Below are 9,956 nucleotides of genomic sequence, written 5' to 3' on the forward strand. Positions count from 1 at the left end.
ACCAACTGAACTACCGGGCCATATTTGGTGGGGGCATCAGGGATCGAACCCGAGACCCTCTGCTTGTAAGGCAGATGCTCTCCCAGCTGAGCTATACCCCCATCTTTTGTGCATCGCTTCGAGCTTTTTTGTCTCTCGCTCTCGGCGACATTGATTATTATATCAGCTTATCCCCTCCCTGTCAACACCTTTTTTCAATTTTTTATCAGAAATTGTATATTCTTTTTCCAGTCCCCGGAAACCGCATCACTACACGCTTTTTCCAATTCCGGGGCCTGCCGGTTCTCACCATGCCGCCAGAAAATCCTCCACAACTTCCCGGAAATGTTCCGGGCACAGCCGTCCCAGATTGCACCGCCGGGCCAGATCCAGTACCGGCTCCGCCCTGCCGCACAGATCCCGGAACACCCGCAGCTGTTTGCCGTCCCATACCATCAGTCCATAGCCAGTGCGTCCCTCTTCCAGCTGGTCACAAATCACCATGTATTCCAAACCCATTCAGCCCCTTTTTATCAGTTTAACACCCTACTTCGCATCCTAAATCACCCGTTTCAAAAGCGCAATGAACTGCAGTTCATGGTTCGACCGGCTTCGACAGATTCCGCAAAAACTTCTTTCGGTTCGACATTTTTCCCATCAAAAAAAGCGGAGAGCTCATAGCCCTCCGCTTTTTGCCGGTACTTTGAAATCTTATTCGGCCCGGTAGATCGCCCGGCCGTCCTTGATGGTTTCCAGCACCTTGATATTCTTCAGTTCCATTGCCGGTACTGCCAACGGGTTCCGGTCCAGGATTACCAGATCGGCCCGTTTGCCCGGCTCGATGCTGCCCTTTTCCTTCTCCTCGAAGTACTGATAGGCAGCGTTAATGGTCACGCCGCGCAGTGCCTCCCAGACACTGATGCGCTGATCGGCTCCCATCTCGGTGCCATTCTTGGAGATGCGGTTCACTGCCGCCCAGATGGTCAGCAGCATATCCGGCGGCACCACCGGGGTATCCTGGTGCATGGTGTACACCACACCCCGGTCAATGGCGGCACGCATGGGGCTGATCATCTTGCCCCGGCGCTCGCCGAAGTTGCGGATATGCACATCGCCCCAATAATAGGTATGCACCACAAAGAAGCTGCCGATCATGCCCAGAGGCGCCATACGGTCCAGCTGATCGGGGCGCACGGTCTGGCAGTGCACCATCACCGGACGCAGCTCAGCAGTGCTGCCCAGCTCCTCCTTGACCTTGGTATAGCAGCGCAGCAGCTGTTCCGAAGCCGCATCGCCGTTGCAGTGGGTCAGCAGCTGCTTTTCCCGGGAGATTGCCACCCGGATCAGCTCACAGACCTGGTCGTCCTGATAGATGGGATAGCCGCAGTAGCCCGGCTCGCCGCCCAGATAGGGTTCGCTCATCCAGGCAGTCCGGCCCTGGGGCGAACCATCCAGGAACAGCTTGTAGCCGCCGGTGCGGTAATGTCCATGATAGGTATAGGGGTCATCCGAGATGGCGCCGGTGGCAGTGCGGAGATCCGCATAGCCCACGATGTCCAGATAGCATGCCTCCGATTGACCGAACCGCTCCAGACGCACGGCATTTTCCGCCGAGGTCATGCCGTCCTGCACAGTGGCAATACCATGGCTGGCATAGACCTTCTGGGCTTCGGCATAGGTGACAGCGATTTCCTCCTCAGTGGGAACCGGCATGGCTACCGCCACATGGATAAAGGCGTTCTCCTCCATATAGCCGTTGGGAGTGCCGTCCGCCAGCCGTCCATAGACGCCGCCTTCGGGGTCCGGAGTATCCTTGGTGATCCCCAGCTTTTCCAGCATGCGGGTATTGGCTGTGCCCATGTGCCCCGAAGCGTGGGCAATGATGATGGGATTGGGCAGTTCCGGATCGTCCAGGTCAGCCGCAGTGGGATGGCGGTAGCCCGGCAGATCGTTGTGGTCATAGCCGGTGCCCACCAGGAAGGCATCGTCCGCCAGGTTTCTGGCCTTGCGGAACTCCTTGAGCCGGGTGCGGATCTCCTCCATGCTGGTGCAGCCGCTGAGATCCACCTTATCCAGCATGGAAGCCACACTGGTGAAATGGCTGTGCGGGTCGATAAAGGCGGGCAGCATGGTCTTGCCCTCCAGGTTGATGACCTCTGCCTCAGGGGATTTCCGGTTGAGGATCTCGTTGTTGCTGCCCACTTCCCGGATGCGTCCGTCCTCCACCAGAATGGCTTCCACAATCTGTTCGCCATTCATGGTGATGATTTTTCCGTTATAATAAACTGTCTGATTCATTCAAACACCTCTTTCTCTGTAAAAAGTCACCTGTATTCAGTATAGCAGAAAAATCGGCGGATAAATCAGAATTTTGTGAACAGTCAGGAAACTCTTTCCCAAAATCTGGACACATCTTAAAAAAACCGGGAGACGGATTTTCCTGCCGTCTCCCGGTTCTGTGCGGGGATTTACAGCTCCTCAGCCTTGAGAAGCTCCGTTTTCAGTTCAAATTCCCCGGCCTCCATGGGACGGTCGGCATATTCTGCCTCGCCCACCTGGTTATCGTAGGGGTCATTCCGGGGAAACTTCCGGGCAGGCGAGAACTCCTGCTGGAAATCGGACGCCGCCGGCATGCGGAAGGGCTCCAGATTGCCGAAGTAGAAGTCATGGCGCAGGGTGCTGCCGGCCCGCCAGGCAGAGCCGCCAAAGGAACAGTCGGCAAAGAGCCAGCCATAGGGCTCCACATAGAACTGGGCCCAGTCATGGCAGCCCACATTCACCGGTGTGGTATAGAGTCCCGACTGCCAGCGGGCCGGAATGTCCGCCGCCCGGCAGAGGGTGACAAAGAGCAGCGCCTGGATGCCGCAGTCTCCCTTCCAGCCCGAAGCCGCATAGCCGGGAATATCGGTGATCGCCATATAGGGACGCACAAAGGAATACATCAGATGGCTGGTGATATAGTCATAGATGCGCCGGGCCCGGATCAGCGGGTTCTTGTCGCCGCCGGTGATCTCCGCCGCCACTGCCCGGATGTAAGGGGTCAGGGCGATATGGGGCAGCTGCTCCTCGGTATAGAAGGTGGGCTGCTCATTGAGCACCTTTGAGGGGTCGGGCCGGACATAATCCGCCCGGATGGTATAGCTAAACTCCACTTCGATGGTCTCCCCAGCCTTCATGGGGCGTTCGAAGAAGATGGTGCGGTGGGGCTGTGCGGCAGGCGCAATGAAGGCAGGCTCCTCCGAAGTGCGCAGCAGGGTGAAGGATTCCACCTGGGCATATTCCACCGGCAGCGGCAGATGCACCCGGACAATCCCGGGGCCGTCCTCCCGGTCCTTTTTGAGGGTGAAGCTCTCCCGGAGGGTAAAACGCCACCGGGAGCTGCCCTTCTCCTGCATGGTATGGATCACCTGGTCCAGACGCTCGGCATTGGCCTGATTGTCCCGGACCTGGTCCTGGTACTCGCCCTTGGCACGGGCCGAGTAAGCCGGACGGGTCTTGAGCAGGTTCTCGGCGAAGTTATAGATGATGCGGCGCTCCCCTTCACACCAGATCCAGTCCACTGCGCCGTTCTCCACCAGCTCTTCCAGCTCCCCGGCGGAAGCGTCCTCAAATACCTCGTCAAACCGGCGGACAGCCTCTTCCCAGGTCAGGGTATAGGCTTCGGGCAGGCGTCGGAGCACTTCCTTCTCCGCTTCCAGGCGGCTGCACTGGGCCTGGGGCAGATCCCCCTCCAGATACTTGTCGATCCGGCGGGCGGCATGGGCCAGATCGCCATGCCATTTGAGCTTCTCCACATCTTCCGGCAGCGGCGCCCCCAGAAACAGCAGATCGGTATACTTCATCATATTCGGTCACTCCTTTTGCGGCAGCTGCCGCCTTTCTGATGTTATTGTACCAGAATCCACCGTGGGGACGCAATCGTCCGCCAGCAGTTTTCCCGAAAAAAGAAAACTGCCCGGTATCAAACCGGACAGCTCTTCTGATGTATTACTCGTTGCAGGCGGGTTTTTCGTCCCGTACCCGATCCAGGGAATCCTCCAGACCCAGTGCCGCATACTTTTCCCGGCGCTCCCGTACCAGATCCGCAATGGTCACAGTATCGGTCACCGAGGCAATGGCCTGGTTGATCTTCTGCCACAGGCCGATCACCGAACAGGTATCCGCCCGGGGACAGCCGCCGATCTCTCCCACACAGGCCCGCTGGCTGGCTTCTCCCTCCAGGGCCGCAATCACCATGTGTGCTGTGAGTTCCTCAGCAGAACGCCCCATCACATACCCGCCGTTCGCGCCGCGCAGGCTTTTGAGATACCCGGCCTTGGTCAGCGGAATGACAATCTGTTCCAGATACTTTTCACTGGCATTGATTTTCCGGGCAATCGACTTGAGCGATGCCGCCTTCCCTTCGGGCTGAGCTGCGATCTCCACAATCATACGCATTCCATATTTGCTTTTGGTCGTAATGCGCATACAAGCTCCCTCCCATCCATCTTTTACTATTCTGTATTATAACGCAAAGTGCCTGCAACATCAAGGAACAATCTATATAAAAATACTATGTTTTTCACCTGGGCTTCCGGTCGTCCGGGGAAATCTTGCTTTCCCGGCAGGGTATGCTATACTGAAGTGGAAATCCCTGTTTCGGAAGGTGACTGTCTATGGATACGCCCCTGCGGGTGATCACATTCAACCTCAAACGCGACCTGCCCTTTTTCCGTTCCCACCGCTGGGCCCAGCGCCGGGAGATCGCCGCGGAACTCTGCCGGCGCTCCAAAGCGGATCTCATCGGTGTGCAGGAGCTGATGCCGGATATGCGCCGGGATCTGGAAGAACTGCTCGCCGGTGAATATGCCATTGCAGGCTTCGGACGGTACTACGGCACCCGCCATACCAATGAAGATGAGCACTCGGATATTCTGGTGCGGCTGGAACGGGCAGAACTGCGCTACTGCAAGACCTTCTGGCTCTCCAACCGGCCCGAACAGTACGGCAGCCGGGGACTGCTGGCTGCCTATCCCCGGATCTGCACTGTGGCGGAGATCCGTCTACGGGATTCGGGACGCTGCATCCGGGTATTCAATACCCACTTCGACCACATCTCCGGCCCGGCCCGGAACCTGGCAGCCCGGATCATTTTACAGTATATGCAGGAGCTGGATCTCCGGGAGCCCATGCCCAAACTGCTCATGGGGGACCTCAACGCCTCCTATGACAGCCGCTGTGTCCGCATTCTCCGGGAAAACCTGCACCAGTATCCGTTCCGGCTCCAGGACGCCTATGAAAAATACGACGGCGTGCGCTCCAACACCTATCACCGCTTTGCCGGGCGGGTCAAGGCGGGCAGGAGCCCCATCGACTATATCTTTGCCTCGGAGGAGTTCGAGATCCTCTCCTCACGGATCTCCACCTTTTCCCTGGACGGGGAATATCCCTCGGACCATTTCCCGCTCATTGCCGACCTGGTGCTGAAAGGAGATGCCGAATGATGAAAACGCTCATTGTGCTCAACGGCCCCATGGGGGTGGGAAAAACCACAGTGGGAAAGGAGTTGTGCCGGCGGCTGGCCCCCAGCATCTTCCTCGATGGGGACTGGTGCTGGGATCTGCACCCCTTTTCGGTGACCAATGCCACCAAAGCGCTGGTGATGGACAATATCCGGACGCTGCTCCGGCGGGACCTCGACTGCCCCGAAGTGGACTATGTGGTATTTGTCTGGGTGCTGCAGCAGGAGGAAACCGCTGCCGCCCTGCTGGACGGTCTGGATGAGAAGGCCCGAATCCTGCGCATCACCTTAGATGCCAGCGATGAATCCCTCTCCCGGCGGGTACAGAAGGATATTGCCGCCGGTCTGCGCGCCCCGGACAGCCTGGAACGGAGCCTTGCCTATCAGCGGTTCTATCCCGGACAGGGCACCCTGCACCTCTCCACCGATGGACGCTCCCCCGCACAGCTCGCCGATGAAATTGCCGGTCTGGTCCGGAATCGTGCAGAATCCTGAGTTCTGCCGAGCAAATCGCCAACTTCCATGCAAAACCAATGTGTTTATCCTGCAGGCGGCAGTTTCCACGGTTTGACAGCCCCATTGCCTCCTGATATACTTGGAATCGTAATTCGAACTATTACATCAATGAGGTGTTTGTATGGAAATCAAAAAGGTCACCCAGGTGCATTTCAGTCCCTCCGGTACCACACGGAAAACCGCCGAAGCCCTGAGTGAGAGCTTCGGTCTGCCGGTGGATGACGCAGATCTGCTGCATGACCCTTCGGTCACCCGCAGATTCGGTGCGGATGAGCTGGTTATTTTCTGCCTGCCGGTCTTTGCCGGACGGCTGCCGGAATTCTGTCCCAAGCTGCTGAGCCAGTTCACCGGTTCAGACACACCTGCCCTGGCAGTGGTTGTCTACGGCAACCGGGATTACGAGGACGCCCTGCTGGAACTGGCTGACCTGCTCAAAAGCCGGGGCTTTGTACTGGCTGGCGCCGCGGCTGCGGTGGCACAGCACTCCATCTTCCCGGCGGTCGCTGCCGGACGCCCCGATGCTGCCGACATCGAAAAGCTCCACCGCTTTGCCGCCTCGGCTGCTGAGAAGATCCGTCTGGCTGCCGGGCCGGAGGATCTGGGGGAATTCCCCATTCCCGGCAACCATCCCTACCGCAAGCTGACCAATGTGCCCATGCACCCCCGCGCGACTTCGGCCTGTATTCAGTGCGGCACCTGCGCATCGGTCTGCCCCACAGGCGCGATCCCGCTGGAAAACGGCCGGATCACCGACCGGAGCCTGTGCATCTCCTGCACCGCCTGCATCAAGGCCTGCCCGGTGGATGCCCGTGGATTCGGCGGACCGGTCTTTGCCATCGGCAGCAAACTCTTCGCCCACAAGTGCGCCCAGCCCCGTCAGCCGGAATTTTTCCTGTAATAACAGCGCCTTTTTCTGATACTTTGCTTCAAAAGCGTCGGGTTTCCGGCGCTTTTTTGCTGTAAATCGAGGTTTTTATGGATTTTCCCTTGCTATCTGCCCAAAAAGTGGTATAAAATGTTCGTAGAAATGCTCTCAGAAAATGAGTCGGGAGGACAATATGAAGTACATTACATTTGCGGTACCCTGCTATAACTCCGAAAGCTATATGGACCGCTGCGTTGAAACACTGCTCACCGGTGGAAACCGGGTGGAGATCGTACTGGTGGACGATGGTTCCAGTGACCGCACTGCCGAGATCGCAGACCGGTATCACGAAAAGTATCCGGACATCATCAAGGTGGTGCATCAGCCCAACTCGGGTCACGGCGAAGGCGTGAACCAGGGACTGCGCAATGCCACCGGCAAATACTTCAAGGTGGTGGATTCGGACGACTGGCTGGATACCCGGGCCCTGCGCCGTCTGCTGGATTATCTGGAATACTGGGACAACCGCGGCGAACAGGTGGATCTGGTGGTCTGCAACTACATCTATGACCATCTCTATGAGAATTCCCGCCACACTGTCAAGTTCCGTTCGGCCTTCCGTTCCGGCGAGATCTGCACCTGGGACGATATGGGCTTCTTTGATCCGTCCCAGTACATGATCATGCATGCGCTGATCTACCGCACCGAAGTGCTGCGCAAGAGCGGTCTCAAGCTTCCCAAGCACACCTTCTATGTGGACAATATCGTCGCCTATCAGCCCCTTCCCTATGTGGAAAAGCTGTGCTATCTGGATCTGGACCTCTATCACTACTTCATCGGCCGGGAGGGCCAGTCGGTCAATGAAAGCGTCATGATGAAGCGCATCGACCAGCAGCTCAAGGTCACCAAGATCATCATGGACTGCGTGGATCTCTCCACTGTGAAGAGCCGCAAGCTGGAACGGTACCTGGAACGGTTCCTCTCCATCATGCTGGCAGTCTCCTCCATCCATCTGCTGATGATCGGCGATTCCCTCGCCATGAAGAAGCGCCGTGCCATGTGGCGCTATCTGGAACAGAAGGACCCGGCTCTCTACCGCCGGATGCGCCTTTCGGTGGGCGGATTCACCTACCTGCCCTCCAAGCTCGGCAACCGGCTCTCGCTGGCTGGCTATCGCCTTGCCAAAAAAGTTGTGAAATTCCAGTAAACCCGAAGGAGGTTACCCAGCTATGCAGAACTCCCCTGCTGCACGCCAGGCAGTGGTGGTCGGAGCTGGCTTTGCCGGCGCTGTCACCGCCCGGGAACTGGCTGACCACGGATACCAGGTCAAGATCCTGGAACACCGTGCCCAGATCGGCGGCAATATGTACGACTATCCCCGGGATGGGGTCCTGACCCATCTCTATGGGCCGCATATCTTCCACACCGGCAATCAGAAGGTGTTTGAATACCTCTCCCGGTTCACCCGCTGGGTTCCCTATGAACACCGGGTGCTGGGACGGATCAAGGGAAAATATGTGCCCATCCCCTTCAACTTCCGCTCCATGGAGGAGCTCTTCCCCTCGGAGGAAGCGGCTATGCTCCGGGAAAAGCTCACCGCTGCCTATCCCGGACAGGACCGGGTATCGGTGCTGGATCTGGTACACAACCCCGACCCGGACATCGCCCGGCTGGGTGAATTTGTCTTTGAAAATGTATTTGTCCATTACACCGCCAAGCAGTGGGGCATGCCGGTGGAACAGGTGGACACCTCGGTCATCAACCGGGTACCGGTGGTGCTGGGCTATGATGACCGCTACTTCCGCGACCCCATCCAGATGATGCCGGAACAGGGCTTTACCCCGCTCTTTGAGGCGATGCTCGACCATGAGAACATCACAGTGGAGCTGGACACTGACGCCCGCTCCCGGCTGACCCTCACCGAGGACGGCAGAATCCTGCTGGACGGCGAGACATTTACCGGCCCGGTGATCTACACCGGCGCCCCCGATGAGCTGCTGGACTGCCGTCTGGGTGCCCTGCCCTACCGGTCGCTGCGCCTGGACTTTGAAACTCTGGAAACCGACAGCTTCCAGCCTGCCAGCGTGGTGAACTACCCCAACGAGGAGGACTTCACCCGCATCACCGAGTTCAAGAAGCTCACCGGACAGGCCATGCCCGGACGGACGGTGATCCTGCGGGAATATCCTGCCAAGTACCAGCCGAATACCGGCATGGAGGCCTACTATCCCATTGACTCGGAGGAGAGCCATGCCCTGTACCAGCGGTACCGGGAGGAATTTGCCCGCTATGGGAACCTCTACTTCTGCGGACGGCTGGCAGAATACCGCTACTACAACATGGATGCCGCTGTGGACGCAGCCCTGCGCTTGAGCGCTGAGCTTGTAAAGTAAAAAGCCTTACACAGGCTGCATTCCCGGGAGGAAGCCCATGAAACCCACAGAACACAATGAAATGGAAAACAAGGCGCTGAAGGAGCACCTGGCCTCTGCTGCCCTGCAGATGCTCGCCGAGGGCACCGACTATGAGAACCTCGCCGGAACCACCTGCCGGTTCGGGTACCTGTTCCAGATTGACGGTCATGGCCTGGAGGCACTCTTCCAGCTTGTGACCGACAAGGGAACGACCTACTTCGCCGCCCAGGGAGATCAGCTCCTGCGGCTCTCGATCAATGAGGCGCTCTTTGAAGGCCTGACCGCCACCTTTCTGGAGCTCCACGCCTGATATTTCCCCGCATTCAGCAGACAGCCCTTTGCACGGGTTGTCTGTTTTTATTTTGCGGGGCGGTATGCAGTGCCTGCTCCCCCATCCATAGTGGCCCGCTGATTTTATGGCGGGGCAGGGCCGATGCGGGCGCTTCCCTGCTCCGGCTGCACACTCTGTTCCACTGGGCAGGGGAGGTTCCCGTTCGCCGCGCTGCGGGCGCTTCCCAGCTGGTACGGCATATCAGCTTCCCCAAGCAGAGTTCCCAAAGCAGTGCCGGGCATAATAAATATCCCCCCGCAAAGCGGGGGGTATTTCCGTTTCGGGCATAGCCCTAATACTACAGGCAACGCACAAGTGCGCTTTTTGTTGGCCTGCCAGCCACGCATAGGA

The 9,956-nt window shown here is 58.1% G+C and carries 10 protein-coding genes and 1 tRNA gene; 6 read left to right on the top strand and 5 right to left on the bottom strand.

The window, feature by feature from the left end:
* Window positions 1-25: 25 nt before the first annotated feature.
* The 5 genes from H9X81_RS11280 to H9X81_RS11300 all read right to left on the bottom strand — a co-directional run bounded on the left by H9X81_RS11280 (window position 26) and on the right by H9X81_RS11300 (window position 4,446).
* Window positions 26-101, bottom strand: a tRNA-Val gene (locus H9X81_RS11280).
* Window positions 102-285: 184 nt separating this feature from the next.
* Entirely contained in the window at window positions 286-498 is a 213-nt protein-coding gene (locus tag H9X81_RS11285) for a hypothetical protein (protein WP_191391831.1), read from the bottom strand.
* 192 nt (window positions 499-690) lie between these two features.
* The gene (locus H9X81_RS11290; protein ID WP_204722105.1) at window positions 691-2,277 is read right to left on the bottom strand and encodes an amidohydrolase; all 1,587 of its coding nucleotides are present in this window, start codon (window positions 2,275-2,277) and stop codon (window positions 691-693) included.
* Between the two features lie 170 nt (window positions 2,278-2,447).
* Window positions 2,448-3,824 carry a transglutaminase-like domain-containing protein gene (locus H9X81_RS11295; protein WP_243424169.1) on the bottom strand — a complete coding sequence of 459 codons (1,377 nt, stop codon included), beginning with the start codon at window positions 3,822-3,824 and terminating at the stop codon, window positions 2,448-2,450.
* 142 nt (window positions 3,825-3,966) lie between these two features.
* The gene (locus tag H9X81_RS11300; RefSeq protein WP_204722107.1) at window positions 3,967-4,446 is read right to left on the bottom strand and encodes an RrF2 family transcriptional regulator; all 480 of its coding nucleotides are present in this window, start codon (window positions 4,444-4,446) and stop codon (window positions 3,967-3,969) included.
* A gap of 188 nt (window positions 4,447-4,634) precedes the next feature.
* On the opposite strand from H9X81_RS11300, the gene H9X81_RS11305 reads away from it, so the two are divergent.
* From H9X81_RS11305 to H9X81_RS11330, 6 genes are all read left to right on the top strand, one after another.
* On the top strand, window positions 4,635-5,462 hold the full coding sequence (locus tag H9X81_RS11305; RefSeq protein ID WP_204722109.1) for an endonuclease/exonuclease/phosphatase family protein: 828 nt from the start codon (window positions 4,635-4,637) through the stop codon (window positions 5,460-5,462).
* Window positions 5,459-5,974, top strand: coding sequence for an AAA family ATPase (locus H9X81_RS11310; protein ID WP_204722111.1), 516 nt, complete (start codon window positions 5,459-5,461; stop codon window positions 5,972-5,974). The genes H9X81_RS11305 and H9X81_RS11310 overlap by 4 nt, the downstream gene beginning before the upstream one ends.
* Before the next feature lie 142 nt (window positions 5,975-6,116).
* Window positions 6,117-6,893 carry an EFR1 family ferrodoxin gene (locus H9X81_RS11315; RefSeq protein WP_204722113.1) on the top strand — a complete coding sequence of 259 codons (777 nt, stop codon included), beginning with the start codon at window positions 6,117-6,119 and terminating at the stop codon, window positions 6,891-6,893.
* A 160-nt stretch (window positions 6,894-7,053) separates the two neighbouring features.
* The gene (locus H9X81_RS11320; RefSeq protein WP_204722115.1) at window positions 7,054-8,067 is read left to right on the top strand and encodes a glycosyltransferase family 2 protein; all 1,014 of its coding nucleotides are present in this window, start codon (window positions 7,054-7,056) and stop codon (window positions 8,065-8,067) included.
* A 22-nt stretch (window positions 8,068-8,089) separates the two neighbouring features.
* Window positions 8,090-9,253, top strand: coding sequence for a UDP-galactopyranose mutase (gene glf, locus H9X81_RS11325; RefSeq protein ID WP_204722117.1), 1,164 nt, complete (start codon window positions 8,090-8,092; stop codon window positions 9,251-9,253).
* A gap of 37 nt (window positions 9,254-9,290) precedes the next feature.
* Complete coding sequence (locus H9X81_RS11330; RefSeq protein WP_204722119.1) at window positions 9,291-9,584, top strand: hypothetical protein; 294 nt, start codon at window positions 9,291-9,293, stop codon at window positions 9,582-9,584.
* Window positions 9,585-9,956 lie beyond the last annotated feature (372 nt).

Source organism: Hydrogenoanaerobacterium saccharovorans, from assembly GCF_016901815.1.
GTDB lineage: Bacteria > Bacillota > Clostridia > Oscillospirales > Ruminococcaceae > Avimicrobium > Avimicrobium caecorum.